Source organism: Pedococcus sp. P2_D9, from assembly GCF_056404275.1.
This window is the reverse complement of sequence record NZ_JBFUEI010000010.1, coordinates 216,520-240,098: the sequence shown is the minus strand read 5'-3', so window position 1 is coordinate 240,098 and position 23,579 is coordinate 216,520. Positions and strand designations below refer to the sequence as shown.

The 23,579-nt window shown below is 70.4% G+C and carries 25 protein-coding genes; 15 read left to right on the top strand and 10 right to left on the bottom strand.

Annotated features, from left to right (window positions below):
* A partial coding sequence (locus tag AC1DXJ_RS15865; RefSeq protein ID WP_477637482.1) for a biotin/lipoyl-containing protein occupies positions 1-852 on the bottom strand: 852 nt, incomplete at its 3' end.
* 15 nt (positions 853-867) lie between these two features.
* Positions 868-2,259, bottom strand: coding sequence for a dihydrolipoyl dehydrogenase (gene lpdA, locus AC1DXJ_RS15860; RefSeq protein WP_477623619.1), 1,392 nt, complete (start codon positions 2,257-2,259; stop codon positions 868-870).
* Between the two features lie 215 nt (positions 2,260-2,474).
* Here lpdA and AC1DXJ_RS15855 point away from each other — a divergent pair, with 215 nt between their 5' ends.
* Both AC1DXJ_RS15855 and AC1DXJ_RS15850 read left to right on the top strand, forming a co-directional pair.
* Complete coding sequence (locus AC1DXJ_RS15855) at positions 2,475-2,810, top strand: hypothetical protein (RefSeq protein WP_477613258.1); 336 nt, start codon at positions 2,475-2,477, stop codon at positions 2,808-2,810.
* An 83-nt stretch (positions 2,811-2,893) separates the two neighbouring features.
* Positions 2,894-3,115 carry a DUF5302 domain-containing protein gene (locus tag AC1DXJ_RS15850; RefSeq protein WP_477613257.1) on the top strand — a complete coding sequence of 74 codons (222 nt, stop codon included), beginning with the start codon at positions 2,894-2,896 and terminating at the stop codon, positions 3,113-3,115.
* A gap of 91 nt (positions 3,116-3,206) precedes the next feature.
* Here the strand turns inward: AC1DXJ_RS15850 and AC1DXJ_RS15845 are convergent, their stop codons facing one another.
* A complete protein-coding gene (locus tag AC1DXJ_RS15845; protein ID WP_477623620.1) occupies positions 3,207-4,709 on the bottom strand; it encodes a leucyl aminopeptidase in 1,503 nt (500 codons plus the stop codon).
* Positions 4,710-4,804: 95 nt separating this feature from the next.
* On the opposite strand from AC1DXJ_RS15845, the gene gcvT reads away from it, so the two are divergent.
* From gcvT to AC1DXJ_RS15830, 3 genes are read left to right on the top strand one after another with little or no spacing between them, the layout of a single operon-like run.
* Positions 4,805-5,911, top strand: coding sequence for a glycine cleavage system aminomethyltransferase GcvT (gene gcvT / locus AC1DXJ_RS15840; protein ID WP_477623621.1), 1,107 nt, complete (start codon positions 4,805-4,807; stop codon positions 5,909-5,911).
* A gap of 35 nt (positions 5,912-5,946) precedes the next feature.
* Positions 5,947-6,462 carry an OsmC family protein gene (locus AC1DXJ_RS15835; RefSeq protein ID WP_477637481.1) on the top strand — a complete coding sequence of 172 codons (516 nt, stop codon included), beginning with the start codon at positions 5,947-5,949 and terminating at the stop codon, positions 6,460-6,462.
* A 9-nt stretch (positions 6,463-6,471) separates the two neighbouring features.
* Positions 6,472-7,380, top strand: coding sequence for an LLM class flavin-dependent oxidoreductase (locus AC1DXJ_RS15830; RefSeq protein ID WP_477637480.1), 909 nt, complete (start codon positions 6,472-6,474; stop codon positions 7,378-7,380).
* On the opposite strand, the gene AC1DXJ_RS15825 is transcribed toward AC1DXJ_RS15830, so the two are convergent.
* On the bottom strand, positions 7,377-8,963 hold the full coding sequence (locus tag AC1DXJ_RS15825; RefSeq protein ID WP_477637479.1) for an ABC transporter ATP-binding protein: 1,587 nt from the start codon (positions 8,961-8,963) through the stop codon (positions 7,377-7,379). The two genes, AC1DXJ_RS15830 and AC1DXJ_RS15825, sit on opposite strands and share 4 nt — an antisense overlap.
* Before the next feature lie 23 nt (positions 8,964-8,986).
* Between AC1DXJ_RS15825 and AC1DXJ_RS15820 the strand changes: the two genes are divergently transcribed.
* The gene (locus AC1DXJ_RS15820) at positions 8,987-9,202 is read left to right on the top strand and encodes a hypothetical protein (RefSeq protein ID WP_477637478.1); all 216 of its coding nucleotides are present in this window, start codon (positions 8,987-8,989) and stop codon (positions 9,200-9,202) included.
* A gap of 37 nt (positions 9,203-9,239) precedes the next feature.
* Here AC1DXJ_RS15820 and AC1DXJ_RS15815 read toward each other — a convergent pair whose 3' ends face one another.
* Entirely contained in the window at positions 9,240-9,821 is a 582-nt protein-coding gene (locus tag AC1DXJ_RS15815; RefSeq protein ID WP_477637477.1) for a DUF3043 domain-containing protein, read from the bottom strand.
* A gap of 96 nt (positions 9,822-9,917) precedes the next feature.
* Here AC1DXJ_RS15815 and AC1DXJ_RS15810 point away from each other — a divergent pair, with 96 nt between their 5' ends.
* Positions 9,918-11,282, top strand: coding sequence for a M20/M25/M40 family metallo-hydrolase (locus AC1DXJ_RS15810; protein WP_477613249.1), 1,365 nt, complete (start codon positions 9,918-9,920; stop codon positions 11,280-11,282).
* A 32-nt stretch (positions 11,283-11,314) separates the two neighbouring features.
* Positions 11,315-12,568 carry a saccharopine dehydrogenase family protein gene (locus AC1DXJ_RS15805; protein ID WP_477637476.1) on the top strand — a complete coding sequence of 418 codons (1,254 nt, stop codon included), beginning with the start codon at positions 11,315-11,317 and terminating at the stop codon, positions 12,566-12,568.
* 114 nt (positions 12,569-12,682) lie between these two features.
* Here AC1DXJ_RS15805 and nadA read toward each other — a convergent pair whose 3' ends face one another.
* Positions 12,683-13,876: a quinolinate synthase NadA gene (nadA, locus tag AC1DXJ_RS15800; RefSeq protein ID WP_477637487.1), complete on the bottom strand. Its 1,194-nt coding sequence runs from the start codon at positions 13,874-13,876 to the stop codon at positions 12,683-12,685.
* A 76-nt stretch (positions 13,877-13,952) separates the two neighbouring features.
* Here nadA and AC1DXJ_RS15795 point away from each other — a divergent pair, with 76 nt between their 5' ends.
* A complete protein-coding gene (locus AC1DXJ_RS15795) occupies positions 13,953-14,732 on the top strand; it encodes a maleylpyruvate isomerase N-terminal domain-containing protein (protein ID WP_477637475.1) in 780 nt (259 codons plus the stop codon).
* 12 nt (positions 14,733-14,744) lie between these two features.
* Here AC1DXJ_RS15795 and AC1DXJ_RS15790 read toward each other — a convergent pair whose 3' ends face one another.
* Complete coding sequence (locus AC1DXJ_RS15790; RefSeq protein ID WP_477613245.1) at positions 14,745-14,966, bottom strand: hypothetical protein; 222 nt, start codon at positions 14,964-14,966, stop codon at positions 14,745-14,747.
* 139 nt (positions 14,967-15,105) lie between these two features.
* On the opposite strand from AC1DXJ_RS15790, the gene AC1DXJ_RS15785 reads away from it, so the two are divergent.
* Positions 15,106-16,272, top strand: a complete 1,167-nt coding sequence (locus AC1DXJ_RS15785) for a glycerate kinase family protein (RefSeq protein ID WP_477637474.1) — start codon at positions 15,106-15,108, stop codon at positions 16,270-16,272.
* 96 nt (positions 16,273-16,368) lie between these two features.
* Positions 16,369-16,761 (top strand): iron-sulfur cluster insertion protein ErpA, encoded by a 393-nt coding sequence (gene erpA, locus AC1DXJ_RS15780; protein ID WP_477613243.1) that lies wholly within the window; start codon positions 16,369-16,371, stop codon positions 16,759-16,761.
* 85 nt (positions 16,762-16,846) lie between these two features.
* Here the strand turns inward: erpA and AC1DXJ_RS15775 are convergent, their stop codons facing one another.
* The gene (locus tag AC1DXJ_RS15775; protein ID WP_477613242.1) at positions 16,847-17,572 is read right to left on the bottom strand and encodes a flavodoxin family protein; all 726 of its coding nucleotides are present in this window, start codon (positions 17,570-17,572) and stop codon (positions 16,847-16,849) included.
* A 72-nt stretch (positions 17,573-17,644) separates the two neighbouring features.
* Here AC1DXJ_RS15775 and AC1DXJ_RS15770 point away from each other — a divergent pair, with 72 nt between their 5' ends.
* Together AC1DXJ_RS15770 and aat are read left to right on the top strand one after the other, a co-directional pair.
* Entirely contained in the window at positions 17,645-18,631 is a 987-nt protein-coding gene (locus AC1DXJ_RS15770) for a carbohydrate kinase family protein (RefSeq protein ID WP_477623632.1), read from the top strand.
* A 10-nt stretch (positions 18,632-18,641) separates the two neighbouring features.
* Positions 18,642-19,331, top strand: coding sequence for a leucyl/phenylalanyl-tRNA--protein transferase (aat, locus tag AC1DXJ_RS15765; protein ID WP_477637473.1), 690 nt, complete (start codon positions 18,642-18,644; stop codon positions 19,329-19,331).
* A 10-nt stretch (positions 19,332-19,341) separates the two neighbouring features.
* Here the strand turns inward: aat and AC1DXJ_RS15760 are convergent, their stop codons facing one another.
* Together AC1DXJ_RS15760 and AC1DXJ_RS15755 are read right to left on the bottom strand one after the other, a co-directional pair.
* On the bottom strand, positions 19,342-19,599 hold the full coding sequence (locus AC1DXJ_RS15760; protein ID WP_477637472.1) for a sulfurtransferase TusA family protein: 258 nt from the start codon (positions 19,597-19,599) through the stop codon (positions 19,342-19,344).
* Entirely contained in the window at positions 19,596-20,789 is a 1,194-nt protein-coding gene (locus AC1DXJ_RS15755) for an aminotransferase class V-fold PLP-dependent enzyme (protein WP_477637471.1), read from the bottom strand. Before AC1DXJ_RS15755 ends, AC1DXJ_RS15760 begins: the two co-directional genes overlap by 4 nt.
* Positions 20,790-20,851: 62 nt before the next feature.
* Here AC1DXJ_RS15755 and ctaC point away from each other — a divergent pair, with 62 nt between their 5' ends.
* Together ctaC and ctaD are read left to right on the top strand one after the other, a co-directional pair.
* The gene (gene ctaC / locus AC1DXJ_RS15750) at positions 20,852-21,781 is read left to right on the top strand and encodes an aa3-type cytochrome oxidase subunit II (protein ID WP_477623635.1); all 930 of its coding nucleotides are present in this window, start codon (positions 20,852-20,854) and stop codon (positions 21,779-21,781) included.
* On the top strand, positions 21,781-23,577 hold the full coding sequence (gene ctaD, locus AC1DXJ_RS15745; RefSeq protein WP_477613236.1) for an aa3-type cytochrome oxidase subunit I: 1,797 nt from the start codon (positions 21,781-21,783) through the stop codon (positions 23,575-23,577). The genes ctaC and ctaD overlap by 1 nt, the downstream gene beginning before the upstream one ends.
* Positions 23,578-23,579: the final 2 nt, after the last annotated feature.

Genomic DNA, 23,579 nt, shown 5'->3' with positions numbered 1-23,579 from the left:
GGCCTCCTGGGCGGGGGCTTCCTGCTCCGGGGCCTCCTGCTCCGGGGCCTCCTGGGCGGGGGCTTCCTGGGCGGCGGGCGCCTCCTGGGCGGGGGCTTCCTGGGCAGGAGCCGAGCTGCCACCAGAGCCGCCGATGATGGCCAGGTCGCCACCCACGGGGACGGTGTCGTCCTCCTGGACGAGGATCTTGGTCAGCGTGCCTGCGACCGGCGAGGGGATCTCCGTGTCGACCTTGTCGGTCGAGACCTCGAGCAGCGGCTCGTCGACGTCGACACTGTCGCCCTCGGCCTTGAGCCACCTGGTGACAGTTCCCTCGGTGACGGACTCACCGAGCGCCGGCATCTTCACGGTCTCGCCACCGGAGGCCCCGCCCTGGCTGCTGTCGCCCTGGCTGCCTTCACCGGACTGCTCGGGCTCCGAGGTCGAGGCCTGCGGGGCCTGCTCGGTCGACGGAGCCTCGGCCGGCGGCTCGTCCGACCCGGCGGAGGCCTGCTCCTGCGAGGGCTGTTCCCCAGCGTCCTGTTGCTGCTCCCCGGAGTCCTGCTGCTGGTCCTGCTGCTGGTCCTGCTGCTGGTCCTGCTGCTGGTCCTGGTCGCCGCCACCGGAACCCTCTGAGCCGTCGCCGATGACGGCGAGGTCGGCACCCACCGGGACGGTGTCGTCCTCCTGGGCGAGGATCTCCTGCAGGACGCCAGCCACGGGCGACGGGATCTCGGTGTCGACCTTGTCGGTCGACACCTCGAGCAGTGGCTCGTCAACCGCCACCGTGTCGCCGACATTCTTCAGCCAGCGCGTCACGGTGCCTTCGGTGACGGACTCACCCAGGGCTGGCATGGTCACGCGTTCAGACATCTGCTCGTTCTCCTATTAGTTGTGCGCGTGGAGCGGCTTGCCGGCCAGAGCCAGGTGGGCCTCGCCGAGCGCCTCGTTCTGGGTGGGGTGGGCGTGGATCAGGGAGGCGACGTCGGAGGGCAGGGCTTCCCAGTTGTAGATCAGCTGCGCCTCGCCGATCTGCTCACCCATGCGGGCGCCGATCATGTGCACGCCGACCACCGGGCCGTCCTTCTCACGGACCAGCTTGACGAAGCCCTGGGTCTGGAGGATCTGGGACTTGCCGTTGCCACCGAGGTTGTACTCGTAGGTCTCGATGTCGGCGTACTTCTCGCCGGCCTGTGCCTCGGTGAGCCCGACCGAGGCGATCTCGGGGTCGCAGTAGGTGACCCGCGGGATCCCGAGCTCGTCGATCACTGCCGGTGACAGCCCGGCGATCTCCTCGGCGACGAAGATGCCCTGGGCGAACCCGCGGTGCGCCAGCTGGAGGCCGGGCACGATGTCACCCACGGCATACACACCCTCGACTCCGGTGCGCAGCCGCTCGTCGGTGGTCACGAAGCCGCGGTCCAGGGTCACGCCGGCCTCGGCGTAACCGAGCCCCTCGGTGACTGGTCCGCGGCCGACGGCCACCAGCAGGAGGTCGGCCTCGATGGCGCTGCCGTCCTCGAGCGACACCGACACGGTGTCACCGGACTGGGTCGCCCCGGCGAACTTCACTCCGGTCCGGAACGCGATCTTGCGCTTGCGGAACGACCGCTCGAGCGTCTTGGAGATGGCTTCGTCCTCAGCGGCGACGAGTCGGGGCAGGGCCTCGACGATGGTCACCTCGGAGCCGAACGACTTGAACACGGACGCGAACTCGACGCCGATGACGCCGCCGCCGAGGACCACGACCCGCGGGGGGACGAAGTCGAGGGTCAGCGCCTGCTCGCTGGTCATGATGCGGCCGCCGATCTCCAGCCCCGGCAGGGACTTGGCGTAGGAGCCGGTGGCGAGCACGACGTTGCGACCGCGGACCTGGCGGCCGTCGACCTCGACGGTGGAGCGGTCGACCAGGCGACCGACGCCCTCGACCAGCTCGATCTTGTGTGCCTTGGCCAGGCCCTGCAGGCCCTTGTAGAGACGGGCGATGACACCGTCCTTGTAGGCGTTGACGCCCGACATGTCGACCGACTCGAAGGTCGACTTCACCCCGAAGTGCTCGCCCTCGCGGGCGGTGTCGGCGACCTCGGCGGCGTGCAGCAGCGCCTTGGTCGGGATGCAGCCGACGTGCAGGCAGGTGCCGCCCAGCTTGCCCTTCTCCACGAGAGCGACCCGCAGCCCGAGCTCGGCCGCCCGGAACGCGCAGGCGTAGCCGCCACTTCCGCCTCCGAGGATCACCACGTCGTACGTGGTCTCGTCGATGGCCTCGGCGTCAGCCGGCATGCTCGCTCCCTTGCGTCGTGTGCGTCGGATTGTCGCGTCGCTCACGGGTCGCGGTCAGGTCGTGGCCGGTCCGGGATCGACACAGAGCATCTTGTCACTGATTGCACACCGAGGCGCAAGCAGGTCGACCGATGGTCCGCAGGTCAGGGGGCTGCGGCGGTCCAGTGCCCCGAATGGCGTCGGATCGAAGGACCGCTCCCCGTATCGTTGGCACCATGGCGTGGTGGAAGCGGAGCGGCAAGCGCTCGGACCGGGGACCCTCCGACGGGCCCAACATGGCCGTGGACCAGCAGGCCGTGCGCAAGCACCTGACCGAGTTCGCCACGAGCCGCCGGGGTGTCGAGGCCTATGTCGAGCCGCCGACCAACGTCACTGCCACCACGGTGATCCTGATCGCCTACGACGGCGAGTGGACCCGTCGGGCAGCGGGGTCCCGCGACGCGGCTTTCGCCCTCGCCCGCAGCCTCGAGGTGCCCGTCTACGACGTGCTGCAGACCGGCTACCCCAACAGGATGCGCGAGTGGAACTCGCGCCAGCGCAAGAAGCAGTGACCGTATGCCGCGTGGCTGGCAGAGTGGGCACAGACCTGCGGGCCGGGAACCGGCCCGTTCAGCACCGAGAAGCAGGAGGCACCATGGCCAAGTCCGGTGACGCAAGGAAGTCTGGGGAACAGAAGCCCGGGGGGCAGGGACCGAGCGAGGAGATGAAGCGCAAGTTCCGCGAGGCCCTCGACAAGAAGCAGTCGCACGCAGGTCGCGACGTGTCGGACGACACCGAGCACGGCAAGGTCGACCACGCGCAGGCGGCGGCGACGACGGCTACGCAGCAGATGTTCCGCCGCAAGAGCGGCGGTTGACCGCGCCAGGCTCCCGACGCCAGCAGCGCAGTGAACGCCGGAGGGGCCCGTCCGATGTGGACGGGCCCCTCCGGCGTTCCAGCATTTGCTGTCAGCCGGCGTAGTCCTCGACCAGCCGCAGGAGGGTGCCGACGCCGTAGCCGGTGGCGCCCTTCGGGGTGTAGCCCCACGGCGAGCCCTCGTTGTACGACGGTCCGGCGATGTCGACGTGCGCCCAGGGCGTGCCCTTGGTGACGAACTCCTGGAGGAAGAGACCGGCAGTGAGCATCCCGCCCCACCGTTCGCCCTTGTGGGCGAGGTCCGCCACGCCCGAGTCGAGCTGGCTGCGCAGGTCGGCGGGCAGGGGCATCGCCCAGGCCGCCTCGCCAGCGGCCGCAGCTGCCCCGCCGACCCGGTCGCGGAAGGAATCGTCGTTGGCCATGATTCCGGCGACCCGGCCACCGAGGGCGACCATCTGGGCGCCGGTGAGGGTCGCGATGTCGACGATGGCGTCCGGCTTGGCCTCGCCGGCCAGGCAGATGCCGTCACCCAGGACCATCCGTCCCTCGGCGTCGGTGTCGAGGATCTCGACAGTGGTGCCGTTGCGCATCGTCACGACGTCGCTGGGGCGCTGAGCGGTGCCGCTCGGCATGTTCTCCGCGAGGCAGAGGTAGCCGGTGACCTTGACCGGCAGGCCGAGCTCGGCCGCGGCCAGGACGGTTGCCGCGACGGCCGCGGCTCCGGCCATGTCGGACTTCATCGTGAGCATCCCCGTGGCGGGCTTGAGGTTGAGGCCGCCGGAGTCGAACGTGATGCCCTTGCCGACGAGCGCCACCGAGGCTGTGGCCTTCGGGGGGTTCCACGTCAGGGTGACCATCCTCGGCGGGTTGACCGAGCCCTGGCCGACGCCGACGATGCCGCCGAAGCCGCCCTTCTCGAGCGCCTTCTCGTCGAGCACCTTGATGGTGACCTTGGCGGTCGCCGCGGCGTTGCGTGCCTTGACGGAGTCTGCGAACGACTGGGGGAAGAGCTGGTTCGGGGGAGTGTTGACCAGGTCTCGGGCGTAGGCCTTGGCATCGGCCAGGATGCCCGCTCGGGTGGCAGCGGCCTTGACCGCCTTGACGCGCGCGTCGGACGTGGCGACGGTGACCGTGGTGATGCCCTTGGTGGGCTTGGCAGCGGGGCCCCGCACGCCGGCATACCGGTAGGCGCCGAGCGCAGCGCCCTCGGCCACGGCGGCGACGGACTCCGCGCCGGTGGTCGGCAGCGCGACGACGACCTTGGCCGCGTTCTTGAGCGACCTCGATGCGGCCCCGGCAGCGCGCCGCAGCACCTCGTGGTCGAACGAGGCCGTGCGGGCGGTGCCCTTGCCCAAGCCGGTGAGGACCACGCGCGGTGCGGCGACGCCCGGCACCGCGGCGATCGTGAGCACCTCGTCGGCGGCACCCGTGGCGTGCAACGCCGCGAGCTGCGCCGCGACATGGGTGGCGGCGACGCGCGGCAGACCGTGGCCTGCGGCCAGGGCGGCCTTGCCGTCGGAGTCGACCGTGGCAAGGACGAGGGCGTCGGCCTTGAGGTCGTGGGCGGGGCGGTCGGAGACGTTGACGGTCGTCACGTACTCATCCTTCGTATCGGGGCTGGTGGCACCTGCTGCTGCGCAGGATAGCCGTGCCGTGTGAGGTGCAGGTGGAGGGCGGTAGCGTTCGGAGCATGAGCGACGGAGCCCTGAAGACCTCACCCCTGCACGACCGGCACGTGGCCCTCGGGGCCAAGATGGCCGACTTCGGCGGCTGGGAGATGCCCATCGAGTACCCCGGTGGCGGGGTCGTCCGCGAGCACTCGGCGGTGCGCACCTCGGTCGGCATCTTCGACGTCTCCCACCTCGGCAAGGCTCGCGTCTCCGGGCCCGGGGCCAAGGAGTTCGTGAACTCCTGCCTGGCCAACGACCTCGACCGCATCCACGAGGGCAAGGCGCAGTACACCTTGTGCTGCAACGACTCCGGCGGGGTCGTTGACGACCTGATCGCCTACCTGCGCAGTGACGACGACGTCTTCCTCATCCCGAACGCGGCCAACACCGGCGCAGTGGTCGAGCTGCTGGCGGCGGCCGCCCCCGAGGGTCTGACGGTGGAGAACCTGCACGAGGGCTACGGCGTCATCGCCGTCCAGGGCACCAAGAGCGACGAGGTGCTCGCGGCGCTCGGCCTCCCCACGGGGCACGAGTACATGTCCTTCGTCGAGACCGACTGGAACGGCCATCCGGTCATCGTCTGCCGCACCGGCTACACCGGTGAGCGCGGCTACGAGCTGGTGCCGGCGTGGGAGGTCTCCGCCCAGCTGTGGGACGCCCTCATCGAGGCGGCGGCGCCGTACGATGGGCTGCCCTGCGGCCTGGGGGCGCGGGACACCTTGCGCACCGAGATGGGGTATGCCTTGCACGGCAACGAGCTGTCCCCGTCGATCACGCCGGTCCAGGCACGCGTCGGCTGGGCGGTCGGCTGGAAGAAGGAGGCGTTCTGGGGTCGTGAGGCACTCGTCGCCGAGAAGGCTGCCGGCCCCGCGCGGGTGGCCTGGGGCCTGCTCGCGACCGGCCGCGGCATACCTCGGGCGCACTGCGAGGTGAAGGTCAACGGTGAGGTCGTCGGCGAGGTGACCTCGGGGACGTTCAGCCCGACGCTGAAGAACGGCATCGCCCTGGCGCTGCTGGCGCCGACCGTCGCCGCAGGCGACGAGGTCGTCATCGACGTCCGTGGCCGCGAGGTGACGGCCACGGTCGTGAAGCCGCCGTTCGTGCAGGTCGACGTCCGCGAGGACTAGGCCTGCGCACGCACGGGACTCACAGGGGATCGGGTATGCCGGACAAGGACTTTCGCGGACACGTGTACTCCGCGCGGGTCGAGTGGAGCGGGTCCACCGCAGGGGGCTACCGCGCCTATCCACGGGCCCACACGGCGTGGACGCCGCCGGCGACCGAGGGGTTCGACCTGAGTGCCGACCCGCACTTTCGTGGTGACCCCGACCTGCCGAACCCCGAGCAGCTGCTCGTCCTCGCAGCCTCGTCGTGCCAGCTGCTGTCGTTCCTCGCCGTCGCTGCCCGTGGCGGCGTTGACGTCATCGGCTACGCGGACGACGCGTTGGGGGAGATGCCGGCCGACCTGGTGCCTCAGCGGATCACGCGGATCGTGCTGCGGCCGGTCGTGACGGTCGCGGCCGGGACCGATCCGGCGCTGGTGCTGCGGATGACCCACGAGGCGCACGACCAGTGCTACATCTCCAACTCGCTGACCACCGAGGTCGTCGTCGAGCCCGGGATCGTCATGGCCGGAGGCACTGCTCGCGCGCCTCGGACTGTCGGGGGTCAGGCGTAGCTTCGCAGGATGAGATACGGGTTCGTCGTCCCGTTCGCCGACGCCCGCGAGTTCGCCGAGGTGGCGGCGCTCGGTGAGCAGTACGGCTGGGACGCCGTCTTCACGTGGGAGAGCCTCTACGGCGAGCACGCCTGGGTGACCCTGGCCGCCGCGGCGATGCAGACGTCGACGATCCGGCTGGGCACCCTCCTCACGCCGGCCAGTCGACACCGGCCGTGGGATCTCGCGTCGATGGTCAGCTCCGCCGACCGCCTCAGCGGTGGCCGTGTCGTCATGTCGGTCGGCCTCGGTGCGCTGCACCCCGGCTGGACCCGGTTCGAGCCCGACGAGGGCCGGGCGGTGCGGGCGCAGAAGCTCGACGAGTCGCTCGCCGTCTACCGCGGGCTCCTGTCGGGCGAGCCGTTCACCTACGACGGGGTCCACTATCCGGTTCGGCCCGTCCGTCGGGGCGCTCCGCCGCTGCCGCCGCCACCGGTCCAGCGACCGCATCCACCGGTGTGGGTGGTGGGGGCCCACCTGCCGGGCCGACACAGGCAGCCGTCGCTGGAGCGTGCCGCGCGCTGGCAGGGGGTGCTCCCAACCGTCGCGGTGCCCGGCGCCCAGCCGGGCAGCCCACACCTCACCCTGGAGTCGGTGGCCGAGGTGCTCGGTGTCGTGCGCCGGCTGCGAGAGGACCAAGGGCTACCGTGGGAGGGCTACGACGTGGTCATCGAGGGCGACAGCACGGGCGAGTTCGTCAGGTCGGCGGGGACCCCGCACGAATGGGCCGCGATCGGGGCGACGTGGTGGATCGAGAGCTGGTGGAGCGTCGCCCCCGGTCCGGCCGGGCTGGCCGAGATCCGCCACCGCGTGGAGGCCGGTCCGCCGAAGCTGCCGGCCACGGGCCAGCCGACGACGAACCTGCCGACGACGAACTAGCCGACGACGTCGGAGACCCGCAGCAGGGGCAGTGGATGCATCACCTTGGCGACCTGCGGCGCGAACGCCGGCGAGTCACCCAGGATGCGACTCGCGGGACCGTCGGCGACGACCTCTCCTTCGGCGAGGATGACCACCCGGGTGGCGACCTCGGCCGCCAGCTCCACGTCGTGGGTGGCCAGGATGACGGTGTGGCCGCCGAACGCCAGTTCCGTGAGCAAGGAGGTCAAGCGAGCCTTGGCGGGGTAGTCCAGCCCGCGGGTGGGCTCGTCGAGCAGAACCACCTCGGTTCGGCGAGCCAGCACCAGGCTCAGCGCCACGCACATCTTCTGGCCCTCGGAGAGCTGGGCGGGGTGGCGGTCGCGGGCCAGCCCCGGGACGAGACGCTCGAGGACGGCGGCACTCGACCCCGGTGGCAGGGTGAACACCGCGTCGTTGGCGGTGAGCTGGTCGTCGACGGGGGAGCCCGTCAGGAGGGCGCCGGGGTTCTGCGGCGCGAGGGCCGCGTGACCCGAGAGCGTGGCCCGTCCGGACGTCGGCTGCAGGGTGCCGTCGAGCGCGCCGAGCAGGCTCGACTTGCCAGCACCGTTGCGGCCCATCAGGACGACCACCTCACCCGCACCGACCTGCAGGGTCACCGAGCGGAGGGCGACGACCTGCCCGCGGACCAGGCTGAGCCGGCGCACCTCGACGCGCCCCTCGACGCGTCCCTCGACCTGCATCTCGCCGGCCTGCTCTTCGGTCATCGCGGCAGCGTCCTCGAGGGAAGCCCGCAGGCCACGAGCCTGCCGGCGGGCCGACCGCACGGAGAGGGGGACCGGAGTCCAGCCCAGCCGGAGGCCGAGCTCGACCACGGGAGGGCGAATGGACGACCGGGCCATCGCCGTCTCGGGATCGAGCGGGCCGGTCACCCGACCCGCCTCGACGAGCAGCACGGAGTCGGCGTGGTGCACCACCCGCTCGAGGCGGTGCTCGGCGACGACCACGGTGATGCCGACGTCGTGGACCAGGCGGTGCAGGATCGCGAGGACCTCCTCGGCTGCCACGGGATCGAGCGCCGACGTCGGTTCGTCGAGGACCAGGACCCGGGGCCCGGCAGCCAGAGCCACCCCGATGGCCACTCGCTGTTGTTGCCCACCGGACAGGTCGACCACGCGACGGCCTCGGAGGTCCGCGAGGCCGAGCAGGTCGAGCGTCTCCTCGACCTGTCGCTGGCCGCCGTGCGGGTCGTCCGCGCGCGGCCGCACGCCTGCGGCGATGACGCTTTCCACGGTGCCTTCGACCAGCCCGGAGGCGGGGTCCTGTCGAACCAGCCCCACGACGGCGCCGCCTTGGTCGGCGCCCGCGCCGAGCGGGTCCATCCCGTCCACGAGCACCCGGCCGGTCCGGATGGCTTCAGAGCCGCCGCGGGAGTCGAAGCCCTCAGGAGTCGTCGCGTCGCCCAGGCACCGCAGCAGGGAGGTCTTGCCTGATCCGGTCGGGCCGACCACGAGGACCAGCTCACCCTCGGGAATCGTGAAGGAGGCGTCGCGCAACGCCGGCTCCCCGGCATACGCGATGGTCACTGCCTCGAACACGATCACGGGCCGAACCCTAGAGTGGAACCATGAGCGATGCGTGGACCTGGGCCTACCTCGACGGCGAGGGCAACGCCATGACCGGCGACGAGCTGGTGACGACCGCGTTCCCGTCGCAGTCGGACGCCGAGAACTGGTTCGGCGAGTCGTGGCACGAGCTCACCGACCTCGGTGTCGACGCGGTCAAGCTCTTCCACGAAGGCGCCCTCGTCTACGGGCCGATGAGCCTGCGCGCCGCGGAGTAGGGGCAGGCCAGCTGCCCAGGGGCAGCCCCACAGCCGCTCAGACGGGGAAGTCGCCGCGCTTGACCAGGGCCTTCGGCATGCGCGAGCGCCGGAGCTGGAAGCCGCGCATCACGGCGTACATCGCCAGGCCGCGACCGACCTTGTCCTCACCGAACTTGGCGACGAGCAGCTTCTTGAGCCTTCGCCACATGAGGAAGCCGTCGATGGCGGCGGCCAGCAGGAGGCCGTAGACGCCTATCGAGACGGCGGCGAACACGGCCGGGATGCGGATGAACGACAGCGCGAGCACCACGATCATGACCGGGAGCATGAACTCGCCGAGGTTCCAGCGGGCGTCGATGTAGTCCCTTATGTAGCGACGCACCGGTCCCTTGTCGCGAGCGGGCAGGTGGGCCTCGTCGCCCGTGGCCATCGCGGCCCGCTGCTTGAGCTGGGCCTCGMGGCGCTTGACCTTGTCGGTGTCGCGTGCGGCCTTGCGGTCGGTGACCACCAGTGGGCGCCGGTTGGCTGCCTCCTGGTCCTTGCGCTTGGGCGTGGGCCGGTTCTTGGCTCCCTCGCGGGGGGCATGAGTGACCGATGCGGTCTGCTGCTCGTTCAGGGTCTTGTTACGTCCAAACACGAGTTCACTGTATGCCGTGTGGTCACCTTCCCCGGAATCGCGGGCCCCGGGGGTGACCCCGAGGTGGCCCCGCAGCCACGCGTTAGGCTCCCCGTCGTGACCGACGACGTGCTGACGACCGACCAGATCTCCGCCCTCAAGACCACTGTCGCGGGCCTCATGCCGAGCCTGCGCAAGGACCTCGAGGACCTCACCCGCATCCCCAGCGTGAGCCTCGACGCGTTCGACCAGGCCCACGTCGAGGCCAGTGCCCAGGCGACCGCCGCACTGCTGCGGGCCGAGGGGCTCGACGTCGAGATCGTGCGCGAGGGAGGTCGCCCGGCGGTCATCGGGCACATCGACGGGCCCGAGGGTGCGCCCACGGTCATGCTCTACGCCCACCACGACGTGCAGCCGCCCGGTGACGAGAAGGACTGGGACAGCCCGCCGTTCGAGCCCACGGAGCGTGACGGCCGTCTCTACGGGCGCGGCGCAGCGGACGACAAAGCCGGCATCATGGCCCACCTGGCCGCCCTGCGCGCCCACGCCGGCAACCTGCCCGTCGGAGTCACCGTCTTCGTCGAGGGGGAGGAGGAGATCGGCTCCGACTCGCTGCCGACGTTGCTGGAGAAGCACGGCGAGAAGCTGCGCGCCGACGCCATCGTCCTCGCCGACTCCACCAACTGGGCCATCGGCGAGCCGGCCCTCACCACCACCCTGCGCGGCCTGATCCGCGTGGTCGTCACGGTGACGACCCTGGACCACGGCATCCACTCGGGCATGTTCGGTGGGGCCGTCCCCGACGCGATCACCCCGCTCATCCGCATCCTGGCGACGTTGCACGACGATGCCGGCGACGTCGCGATCGCAGGGCTCAAGTCCGGCAAGGCCAGCGACCTGGAGTTCGACGAGACACGGCTGCGTGAGGAGTCCGGCCTGCTCGACGGGGTCGAGGTCATCGGCACCGGCACCCTGCTCGACCGCATCTGGACGAAGCCCACTGCCACCGTCATCGGCATCGACGCACCCTCGGTCGCCAAGTCCTCCAACACCCTGGTGCCCACTGCGAGCGCCAAGGTGTCGATCCGGCTGGCCCCCGACGAGGTGCCCATGGAGGCGTATGCCGCGGTGCAGCGTCACATCGCCGAGAACACCCCGTGGGGCGCGAAGGTCGAGGTCCACCTCGACGACCAGGGCGCCGGCTTCGACGCCGACGCCAACGGTCCCGTCTATGACCAGGCACGCGCGGCGTTCACCGACGCCTGGGGAGTCGAGCCGGTCGACATCGGCGTGGGCGGCTCGATCCCCTTCGTCGCGTCGTTCGCACAGAAGTTCCCCGACGCAGCGATCCTCGTCACCGGTGTCGAGGACCCCGACACGCGCGCCCACGGCGCCAACGAGTCGCTGCACCTGGGGGAGTTCGAGAAGGTCTGTGTCGCCGAGGCCGTGCTGCTCGCGCGGCTCGGCGCCATGCCCCGCTGAACCCTCCCGACCCTAGCGAACGGAAACCCTTCATGAGCGAAGCAACGAACGCCACCCGGACCCACGACCTCGTCATCTTCGGGGCCACCGGCTTCGTCGGCCGGCTCGTGGCGGAGTACCTGGCCGAGCACGCACCGGAGGGTGTCCGGATCGCCCTGGCGGGCAGGTCGCGCGAGCGCCTGGAGGAGGTCCGAGCCGGGTTGCCGGCTCGCGCCCACGACTGGCCGCTGCTCACCGCTGACGTGGCCGACGCGACGTCCTTGCAGCAGCTGGCCGGGTCGACGACCGCACTGGCCTCCACGGTCGGCCCCTACCTGCGCTACGGCATCCCGGTCGTCCAGGCGTGCGCGGAGGCGGGCACCCACTACGCCGACCTCACCGGCGAGGTCCTGTTCGTGCGCAAGGCCATCGACGCCGTCGACACACGAGCCCGCGAGACCGGCGCGCGCATCGTCACGGCCTGCGGCTACGACTCGATCCCGTCCGACCTCGGTGTGCTGTTGCTGCACGAGCGCGCGGTTGCTGACGCCGCCGGTGGTCTGCTCGACACCACACTGCACGCGAAGTCCAAGGGTGGCCTCAGCGGCGGCACGATCGACTCCTCGCGAGCGCAGCTGGAGGCGGTGGGTGAGGACCGGGCGTTGGCGAAGGTCCTCTTCGACCCCTATGCCCTGAGCCCGGACCGGGCTGCAGAGCCGGACCTGGGTAAGGAGCGGGACCCCAGGTCGGTCTTCGCCGACGCCGAGACCGGCGAGTGGGTCGGGCCGTTCGTCATGGCCGGTTTCAACACGCGAATCGTGAGGCGCAGCAATGCTTTGCGCGACCACGCCTATGGTCGGCGCTTCCGCTACCGCGAGGTGAGCGCCTATGGCAGGGGGCTGCGCGGGCGCCGCCGGGCCACCGTCTTCACCGCCGCGATGGGGCTGGCTTTCGCAGGTCTGGCCAACCCGCGCACCCGTCCGATCTTCGACCGCCTGGCACCGTCGCCCGGCGAGGGTCCCAGTGAGCAGAACCGCCGTTCCGGCTGGTTCTCCATGAAGATCCGCACCACTACCGAGACGGGGCGGCGCTACCTCGCGACGGTGTCGGCCCAGGGCGACCCCGGGTATGCCGCGACGGCGGTCATGCTGGGGGAGTCCGCTTTGTGCCTGGCCCTGGACGGCGACCGGCTTCCCCCCGGTGCCGGGGTGCTCACCCCGGCCACGGCGATGGGCGATGCACTGGTCGACCGGCTGCGGTCGCGCGACTTCGTGCTGACCGTGGACGAGCTGACCGACCGCCCCTGAAATCTCAGGTCGGGCTGCCCGTCCACGGAAACCGGTGGTGCTCTGCCGGCTAGCAAATCCCTGCGAACCATCCAGTATGCGCGGGGATGCCTGCGGTCGGCTCCGTCAGGAGGACTAGTCCTTGGAGGTCTCTCCCGGGAGGGCCAGCATCTGGTCCAGGCCCACCCGCGCGAAGTGGGCGACCTCGTCGTCGACCTTGATGGCGTTGACCACCCGACCGGCCACCAGGGACTCGAGTGCCCAGACGAGGTGGGGCAGGTCGATCCGGTTCATGGTCGAGCAGTAGCAGACGTTCTTCTCCAGGAACGAGATCTGCTGTCTCGGGAAGAGCGCGCCCAGCCGACGCACCAGGTTGAGCTCGGTGCCGACCACCCACTTCGTGCCGTCGGGGGCGGCAGCGATGGTCTGGATGATCTTCTCGGTCGAGCCCACCTCGTCGGCGGCCTCGACCACCTCGTGCTGGCACTCGGGGTGGACGATCACCTTCACGTCAGGGATCTCGCGACGAGCCTGCTCCACGGCGGCGAGGCTGAACCGGCCGTGCACGGAGCAGTGGCCGCGCCACAGGATCATCGTGGCGTCCTGGAGCTCCTGTCGGGTCAGGCCACCCATCGGCTTGTGGGGGTCGAACACCACACAGCCGTCGAGCGAGCCGCCCAGGTCGCGCACGAAGGTGTTGCGACCCAGGTGCTGGTCGGGCAGGAAGAGCACCTTGCCGCCGTCGCCTGCCTGGTCCAGGGCCCAGGTCAGCGCCGTCTTGGCGTTCGACGACGTGCAGATCGTGCCGCCGTGCCGACCGGTGAAGGCCTTGATGGCTGCTGAGGAGTTCATGTAGGTCACCGGGACGGTCACGTCGGCCACACCGGCCTCGACCAGGTCGTCCCAGCAGTCCTCGACCTGCCGGATGGCTGCCATGTCGGCCATCGAGCACCCGGCGGCGAGGTCGGGGAGGATCACGGTCTGGTTGTCGCCCGTGAGGATGTCGGCGGACTCGGCCATGAAGTGCACGCCGCAGAAGACGATGTAGGGCGCCTCCGGCCGGGCCGCCGCGTCCTTGGCCAGCTTGAAAGAGTCACCGGTGACGTCGGCGAACTCGATGACCTCGTCGCGCTGGTAGTGGTGTCCCAGCACGAAGACCTGGTCGCCCAGCGCCGCCTTCGCCGCGCGAGCGCGCTCGACCAGTCCCGGGTCGGAGGGGGCCGGCAGGTCGCCCGGGCACTCGACTCCGCGCTCGGTGTGCAGCTCGGTGCCACGTCCGAGGACGAGCAGCGGCAGGGGACTGGTGGGCCGGGAGTCCGACTGCGTCACAGGGGTGCTCACGGCTCGATCGTATGCCGTGAACGACCGGACCCAGGCGGGCGGTCCGTGCCCTAGGGTCGCCGCCATGGACGACGCAGACCTCGTGGAAGCACTGCTGGCAGCCACGACCGCCATGGTCGGCACGATCCGGGCCGCCGACCCGCAGGCCTCCGTGCCCGCTTGTCCGGGCTGGACCGTCACCGACCTCGTCGACCACCTGGGCCGGGTGCACCTGTGGGCGGCGCACTGTGCGCGCACCGGTTCGCAGCCGGACCCCTACCCGCGACGTGACCGCGAGCAGCCGCTGGCGGACTGGTATGCCGCGTGTGCCGAGACGATCGTGACCACCCTGTCCGGGCTGCCGGCCGAGCACCCGGCGTGGAGCTTCTCGGCGGTGCCGGGACACCAGGACGTCCGGTTCTGGCGACGCCGGCAGTTCCACGAGACGACGGTGCACCACGTCGACGCGCTCCAGGCGCACGGTGTGCTGCCGACCGCCGGCCTCGTCGACACCGTCCCCGCACTGACGACCGAGCAGGCAGCCGACGGGGTTGCCGAGGTCTTCGAGGTGATGGCGCCGCGGAGCCTGGTCCGACACGCCGACCGACCGCCCCTGGAGGTGATCCCGGCCCCCGAGCCCATCGCCTTCTCCTGCACAGACACCAACGCCTCGTGGACCGTGCGCGTCGTCGACGGCGCCGTCCGCGTCCACGACAACGTGGCGCAGGAGGCGGTCGGCCGGGTCAGTGGACCGGCGTCGCACCTCTACCTTGCGCTGTGGCACCGCGCTGACTCAGCGGTGCTCGTGACCGACGGGGACGAGGCTGCCGCCCGCCGGCTCTTGGGTGCTGCGTTGGTGCCCTAGGGGTGGAGGGGTCTAGAGCGGGTGGATCTTGCTGCTGGACATCGCCACGCTGACGGTGTTCTCACCGAACTTCACGTGGATGCGGTCGCCGGTGATCTTGACGACCGATCCGAGCCCATGCCGGTCGTGGGTCACCCGGTCGTTCACTGCGAAGTCCGGGATGTCCGGCACCGGAGCTGCCCGGAACGGGCTGTTCGGCAGATGCGGTTTCTTGGCGGGCTGACGGGGGCGCATCCATCCATTGTGGACCTGTTTTGCCCCTCTGGCCTCCACGGCGAACAGGAATCCGCCCCGCTCGTGCTCAGCAGCCCGGAAGAATGGGAGCGAAGAAACCCGCCGTGGCGCTCGGCGCCCGGGCTGGAAGGATGGGCGCGTGCACGTCGTCATCGCGCCGGACTGCTTCACCGGCACCCTTACCGCCCAGCAGGCCGCCAGGGCCATCGCCCACGGGTGGGCTGCCACCGCCCCGCACGACCTGCTGACCCTGCGTCCGCTGTCCGACGGCGGTCCGGGCTTCCTCGACGTGCTCGCGTCGGCGCTCCCCGAGGCGCAGACCTTGGCCGTGACGGTCGCCGACCCGCTCGGTCGCGACGTGCCGGCCGCGATCCTGATGACGGGCACGGACGGTGACCGCACGGCATACCTCGAGTCGGCGCAGGCGGCAGGGCTGCACCTGCTCTCAGCCGACGAGCGGAACCCCGCGGTGACCAGCACGTGGGGAGTCGGCCAGCTCGTCGACGCTGCCCTGCGCGAGGGCGCCAACCGGATCGTGGTGGGCCTCGGCGGCAGCGCGACCAACGACGCCGGCGCCGGAATGCTCGCGGCACTCGGCGCGGGCGCACCCCAGGACCTCGCGCGGGGTGGGCTGGCCCTGGCCGACATCTCGGACGCGGCCCTCCCGGCGCTCGCGGCCACCCGCGAACGCTTCCGCGGTGTCGAGCTGGTCCTTGCCACCGACGTCGAGTCGCCGCTGCTCGGGCTCCAGGGCGCCAGCGCGGTGTTCAGTCCGCAGAAGGGGGCCTCTCCCGAGATCGCCCAGGCCCTGGAGGGGGCGCTCGGACGGTTCGTCGAGGTGGTCCGTCGCACGCTGCCGGAGCAGACCGACCTGTTGACCGGTACGGGCCGCCGCCTCGACAAGGCGCCCGGCGCCGGCGCAGCGGGCGGCCTCGGCTACGGACTGTCCCTGCTCGGGGGCACCAGGGTCAGCGGGGTGTCGGAGGTCCTCGAGGCGGTGGGGTTCAGAGACCTCCTGCGGGCGGCCGACCTGGTCGTCACGGGGGAGGGCTGCTTCGACTGGCAGAGCCTGCAGGGCAAGGTCGTGGCCGGGGTTGCCGCCATGGCGCTCGAGACGGCCACGCCGAGCGTCCTCATTGCCGGCCAGACCCTCGTGGGGCGCCGTGAGGCGATGACCCTCGGGCTGTCGGGCAGCTATGCCGTGGCGCAGACCCCCGCACAGGTCGAGGCTGCCATGTCCGATCCGGTCGGAACGCTCTCGGCACGCGCTGCCCGGGTGGCGGCCACCTGGTCCCCCCGGAGCTGACCACGACGTACAGTGGGGGGTGCGCGGGGAACATTTCGCGAGAACCGCAGGTTGGCACTGGTGGCCGACCTCCACCGACATGAAGGACTCATCATCATGAGTGTTCAGGACCAGACCGCCCCGGCGACGACCGCCGACGCGACCGAGGCGCCTGCCGAGGCCACGCACGGCGTGCTCCTCACCGACGTTGCTGCCGCCAAGGTCAAGTCCCTGCTCGAGCAGGAGGGCCGCGACGACCTGCGCCTGCGCGTCGGCGTGCAGCCCGGTGGCTGCTCGGGCCTCATCTACCAGCTCTACTTCGACGAGCGCACCCTCGACGGTGACCTCGTGCGCGACTTCGACGGTGTCGAGGTCGTCGTGGACCGGATGAGCGCCCCCTACCTCGTCGACGCGAGCATCGACTTCGCCGACACGATCGAGAAGCAGGGCTTCACGATCGACAACCCCAACGCGGGCAGCTCCTGCGCCTGCGGCGACTCTTTCAGTTGATCGAGCACAGCAGCTGATCACGTACAGCAGCTGAGCAACGCCGAGGGGCCCGTCACCACTGGTGACGGGCCCTCTCGCGTGTGGTCTAGCGGTACTCGGGGTTGGGGTAGTCGAACCGGGCGCCCGCGTCCCACTCGGTGCGCTGGTTGCCGCCCACCGGGAAGCCACCCGCCGCCTTCAACATGGCCGCCAGGTGCATGAGGTTCCACGTCATGAACGTGGTGTTCCGCTGGGTGAACTCGTTCTCGGGGCCGCCGCTGCCCGGGTCGAGGTAGGACGGACCGGGTCCCGCCTCGCCGATCCACCCGGCGTCCGCAGCCGGTGGGATGGAGTAGCCGATGTGCTGGAGGCTGTAGAGGATGTTGGACGAGCAGTGCTTGATGCCGTCCTCGTTGCCGGTGATGATCGCGCCACCGACCTTTCCGTAGTAGACGTACTGGCCTGCCGCGTTCGTCATGGATGACCCCGCATAGAGCCGCTCGATGACCTGCTTGGTGATGCTGGAGTTGTCGCCCAGCCAGATCGGGCCCGCCACCACGAGGATGTCCGAGTCGATGATCCGGGCAAACAGGGTCGGCCACTCGTCGCGGTCCCAGCCGTGCTCGGTCATGTCGAGGTAGACGCCGGTCGCGATGTCGTGGTCGACCGCCCGGATCACCTCGACGTCGACTCCGTGCTTGCGCATGATGGCGGCGCTGATGTCGACCAGGCCCTGCGTGTGGCTCCGCTCCGGAGACCGTTTCAGCGTGCAGTTGACGAAGGTCGCGCGCAGGGCGCTGAAGTCGAAGGCACCGATCTCGGGTTCGCTCATGGAGGTGACTGTGCCGTGTCACGGGGCCAGCAGCAACAGTCATTCGGTGGATGGCACGGTAGGTTTCCCAGAGTGCAGATAGCCATCACGGGTTCCATTGCCACCGACCACCTGATGACCTTCAAGGGCAGGTTCCGCGACAGCCTCGTCGTGGAGCAGCTCGACAAGGTCTCGTTGTCATTCCTCGCCGACGACCTCGAGGTGCGTCGCGGGGGCGTGGCCGCCAACATCGCGTTCGGCATGGCCAACCTCGGCCAGCGCCCGATCCTCGTCGGAGCGGTCGGTGAGGACTTCGGCGACTACCGCAGCTGGCTCGAGCGGCACGGGGTGGACTGCGCATCGGTGCACACGTCCGAGTCCAAGCACACCGCACGCTTCGTCTGCACGACGGACGAGGACATGGCCCAGATCGCGACCTTCTACGCCGGCGCGATGAGCGAGGCAAGGGCCATCGAGCTCGGCCCGATCGCCACGCGTGTCGGCGGGCTCGACCTCGTGCTCATCGGTGCCAACGACCCCGAGGCGATGCTGCGCCACACCCGCGAGTGCCGCTCGCGCGGCATACCGTTCGCTGCCGACCCCAGCCAGCAGCTGGCCTTCGCCGACGGCGCGACGATCCGCCAGCTCATCGACGGTGCCGACTTCCTGCTCACCAACGAGTACGAAGCCGCGCTCACCGAGCAGAAGACCGGCTGGAGTGCCGAGGAGGTTGCCGACCGGGTGCACACCCGCGTCATCACGCGGGGCAAGGAGGGCGTCACCATCGAGCGCAAGGGGGAGGACCCCATCGAGGTGTCGGTGGCGCGCGAGGTCCGGCGCGCCGACCCGACCGGAGTGGGCGACGCGTTCCGCGCAGGTTTCCTCACCGGTCTGGCAGCCGACCTGGGGCTGCGGCACGCCGCCGAGCTCGGGTCGATGCTGGCGACCTACGTCATCGAGACGGTGGGCACCCAGGAGTACACCCTCGGCAAGGCGAGCTTCCTCCAGCGGCTGGCGGACGCGTACGGCCAGGATTCGGCCGACGCCATCGAACCCCACATCGCCTGCATCGCGCCGTAGGACGCCACCGGTGGCGACCGACCCGGTCGAGCCCCTGCCGACCACGTGGGAGTTCGACCTCAGCGAGGTGGAGGACGGCGAGGACATGGTCGCGGTCGGGGGCGACCTGCGGGCTGGGACCCTCGTCGAGGCCTATCGCAGCGGCGTCTTCCCGATGGGCCTGGGCGAACACGGTGCCAGGCCGCTCGGGTGGTGGTCGCCGGATCCCCGCGGCGTGCTGCTGCCCGGTGGCGTCCACGCCAGTCGGTCGCTGCAGAAGTCGTTGCGGCGCTTCGAGATGCGGGTGGACACCGCCTTCCGGCAGGTCGTCGACGCGTGCGCCGACCCGCGCCGGGACGGGCGATGGATCACCGAGGAGATCGCCGATGCCTACACCGAGCTGCACGCTCTGGGATGGGCCCACAGCATCGAGACGTGGCAGGACGGTGAGCTCGTCGGCGGGCTCTACGGCATCACCGTCGGCGGGCTCTTCGCGGGCGAGTCGATGTTCCACCGCGTGACCGACGCCTCCAAGGCGGCCGTGGTCGCCACCGCGGGCTACGTCTTCGCCGACGGCGACCCGCGACGGCTGATCGACGTGCAGTGGGCCACCGACCACCTGCGCAGCCTCGGGGTGGTGACGGTCTCGCGACGCGACTACCTGCGCCTGCTCGAGGACGCCGTCGCCCTGGCGCCACCGACCTTCGGCGTCGCCCCCTGAGGCCGAGGCCTCAGGACACCAGCCGGACCCGGTATGCCGCGTGGTCACCGTCCGTGGGCACCTCACCGAGGTAGTCCTGGCCGCGCATCCGGCACCACGCGGGGATGTCGGCCCTGGCCGCCGCGTCCGTGGCCCACACCTCCATCACGGCTCCGGGTGCCGCGTCGCGTGCGGCCTGTGCCAGGCGGATGACGGGCAGGGGGCAGCGCAGGCCACGTGCGTCGACGACGAGGGGCGGGGACTCCGCTCCGTCCCGGGGAGGGCTCACAACCGGTGTGCTCCGAGCTCGGCGCGGACCGAGGCGACCGCGTCAGCGATCACCTCGCAGAAGGCGTCGACCTGGGCCGCGCGCTCGGGAGCGACCGCCGCGAGGGGCACCGTGATCCGGACGTTGCCGTGCGTCAGGGCACCCATCGCCGCGAGGACGTGGCTGGGTTCGAGCGTGCTGGCCGTGCACGCCGAACCCGAACCCACCCCGAAGCCGCGCCGGTCGAACTCGCGGACGAGCGCCTCGCCGTCGGCGTAGAGGGCCGAGAACGTCACGACGTGGGGGAGTCGCACGGTCGCGTCGCCCACGACCTCGACGTCGGGCACGGCTGCCGCGGCGGCCCGGATCCGGTCCACGAGCGTGAAGGTCTCGGCCGCGTCGGACTCGCGTGTCGCCTCGGTCTGTTGCCAGGCCTCCGCGGCGGCAAGGGCAAGAGGCACCCACGGGGTGTGTCGGGTCGGGCCGCTCAGCGCGGCGTCGGGGTCCGGCGCGCCGGGGAGCAGCCACCGGGCGCGCTCGGGCAGCACGACCACCCCGAGGCCGCCGGGACCGCCCCAGGACTGGGCATCGCCCGCAAGGGCGTCATAGGAGGTGGGGCCGGCCATCCGGCCCAGCGACGCTTGGGCGTCGACGGCGAGCGGCAGCCCGGCCTCCTGGCAGAGCGCCCAGGCGCGGTCGAGCGGCTGCACGGTACCGACCTCGCCGTTGGCGTGCTGGAGGGCAGCAGCGACGGTGCCGGGAGCTGTGATCGCCCGGGACCATGCCTCGAGGTCCACCCGACCAGCCCCGTCCACCCCGACCGTGGCGAACAACGCCAGGTCGCCGGCGGAGTCCGCGCAGTGGCGGCCCGGGACCAGCACTGCCGAGTGCTCGACCGCGGAGGCGACGACGCGCGCTCCACGACGGCGCGCGGCATACCTGAAGCCCTCGACCATCCAGCGGACGGCGGTCGAGCCGTCGGGGGCGAAGGCCACCTCGGAGGGGCGGACCTGGAGTCCTGCCGCGAGCACTTCACGGGCCTGGTCGAGCAGGCGGCGCGCGGCCCGCGCCTCACGGTGAAGGCGTCGCGGGTCGGCCCACCCTGCATCGATCGCGGCGACGAGGGTCTCTCTGGCGCGGGGGTGCATGGGGCCGGGTGCCGCATCGAGAAACGCGCGGTCGGAACCGTCGTCCGGGGAGGGGTTCGCCACACCCCGACGTTAGTCCCACCCTGACCGGACGACACGCACTCGCTGGAGTAGGGTTTGGCGCGATGGCCCATCACTGTCTCGAAGAAGGTGCACCGTTGCGTCAGCACGACGTCTCTGCGCCGCGCCCACACAGGCGGCGGACTGCAAGCAGGAGATCGACCACGGCTCTCGGGCTGTCGCTCGTGGCCCTCACCCTCTCGGGGTGTGCGGGGCGCGTGCAGGACGGTTTCCTCCCCCGTGCGGTGACCGAGGGCGGCGAACGCGTGACCTCGCTGTGGAACGGCGCGTGGATCGCCGCGCTCCTCGTCGGCGCCCTCGTCTGGGGCCTGATCGGCTGGTGTGTCGTCGCCTACCGCCGGGCCAAGGACGACACGGGTCTGCCGGTGCAGCTGCGCTACAACGTGCCGATGGAGATCCTCTACACGATCGTCCCGGTGTTCATGATCGCGGTGCTCTTCTACTACACCGCGCGTGACGAGGCCGCCCTGCTCGACACCTCCAAGCACCCGGACGTCGTCGTCAACGTGGTGGGCAAGAAGTGGAGCTGGGACTTCAACTACGTCAACGAGCAGACCTACGAGAGCGGCACGCAGGCCGAGCTCACGGGGGAGCCCGGCACCGAGAAGAACCTGCCGACGCTCTACCTGCCGGTCAACAAGCGCACCGAGTTCGTGCTGACGTCGAGGGACGTCATCCACTCCTTCTGGGTCCCGGCATTCCTGCAGAAGCTCGACATGATCCCGGGGCGGGTCAACAAGTTCCAGGTCTTCCCGACCGAGACCGGTGACTTCAAGGGCAAGTGCGCCGAGCTGTGTGGCGCCTACCACTCGCAGATGCTGTTCAACGTCAAGGTCGTCGACCAGGCCGCCTACGAGCAGCACATCTCCGAGCTCAAGGCGCAGGGCAACACGGGTCAGCTCGACAACAGCCTGAACCCCGCCAAGGTCATGGACGAAGACCAACACCTCATCCCGAGTGCAGGGGGCAACTGATGGCAGCGGCAACCGAGTCCACCTCGGCCGGGACGTACTACCGTTCCACCGAGGCGACGGCGACCCGCCGGCTCACCAAGGGTCAGACGGTCGTGAAGTGGGCGTCGACGACCGACCACAAGGTCATCGGCAACCTCTACTTCATCACCTCGTTCCTCTTCTTCATGTTCGGCGGCGTGCTCGCCCTGCTGATCCGTGCGGAGCTGTTCCAGCCCGGACTGCAGGTCGTGGACAACCCCGACCAGTTCAACCAGCTGTTCACCATGCACGGCACGATCATGCTGCTGCTGTTCGCGACGCCGTTGTTCGCCGGGTTCGCCAACGCCCTCATGCCGATCCAGATCGGCGCCCCTGACGTCGCGTTCCCCCGGCTGAACATGTTCGCCTACTGGCTCTACCTGTTCGGTGGCCTGATCGCCTCCGCAGGCTTCCTCACCCCCTCGGGGGCGGCGTCGTTCGGCTGGTTCGCGTACTCGCCGTTGTCGGACGCCTCAAACACCCCCGGCCTCGGTGGTGACCTGTGGGTCTTCGGTCTCGCGCTCGGTGGTTTCGGCACCATCCTCGGTGCCGTCAACTTCATCACCACGATCATCTGCATGCGCGCGCCCGGCATGACGATGTTCCGCATGCCGATCTTCACCTGGACGATCCTGGTCACCAGCCTGCTCGTGCTGATGGCCTTCCCGGTGCTCGCATCGGCCCTGCTGGCGCTGGGTGCAGACCGCAAGTTCGGGGCCCAGATCTTCGAGGCCGACAACGGCGGGCCGATGCTGTGGCAACACCTGTTCTGGTTCTTCGGCCACCCAGAGGTCTACATCATCGCCCTGCCCTTCTTCGGCATCATCTCCGAGATCCTGCCGGTCTTCTCGCGCAAGCCGATCTTCGGCTACAAGACGCTGGTCTTCGCGACCATCGGCATCGCGGCCCTCTCGGTGACCGTGTGGGCCCACCACATGTACGCCACCGGCCAGGTGCTGCTGCCGTTCTTCGCAGTGATGACCATGTTGATCGCGGTGCCCACCGGCGTGAAGTTCTTCAACTGGATCGGCACGATGTGGGGCGGAAAGCTGTCCTTCGAGACACCGATGCTCTGGGCGGTCGGCTTCCTGGTCACCTTCCTCTTCGGCGGCCTGACCGGCATCATCCTGTCCAGCCCGGCGCTGGACTTCCACCTCTCCGACAGCTACTTCGTGGTGGCCCACTTCCACTACGTCGTGTTCGGCACCGTGGTGTTCGCGATGTTCGCCGGCTTCTACTTCTGGTGGCCGAAGTTCACCGGGCGGATGCTCGACGAGACGCTGGGCAAGATCCACTTCTGGATGTTGTTCATCGGCTTCCACACGACGTTCCTGATCCAGCACGTGCTGGGTGTCGACGGTATGCCGCGTCGCTACGCCGACTACCTGCCCGAGGACGGCTTCACCTGGGAGAACCAGGTGTCCACCTTCGGTGCCTTCCTGCTGGCCGCGTCGACGCTGCCGTTCCTCTACAACGTCTGGAAGACCTGGCGCACGGCGCCCTTGGTCGAGACCGACGACCCGTGGGGTTACGGCGCCTCCCTGGAGTGGGCGACGTCCTGCCCGCCGCCGCGTCACAACTTCGACGTGCTCCCGCGGATCCGCTCCGAGCGCCCGGCCTTCGACCTGCACCACCCCGAGGCGGCGCCGCTCGGTGGGGTGCACGCCGACCCGGACACCCTGACTCGGATCATGGCCGAGACCCGCACGTCCGAGCACCACGCGACGGGCGAGTTCGACGAGCACAAGCACCCGCGGTTCCACGAGGAGCGTGACTGACC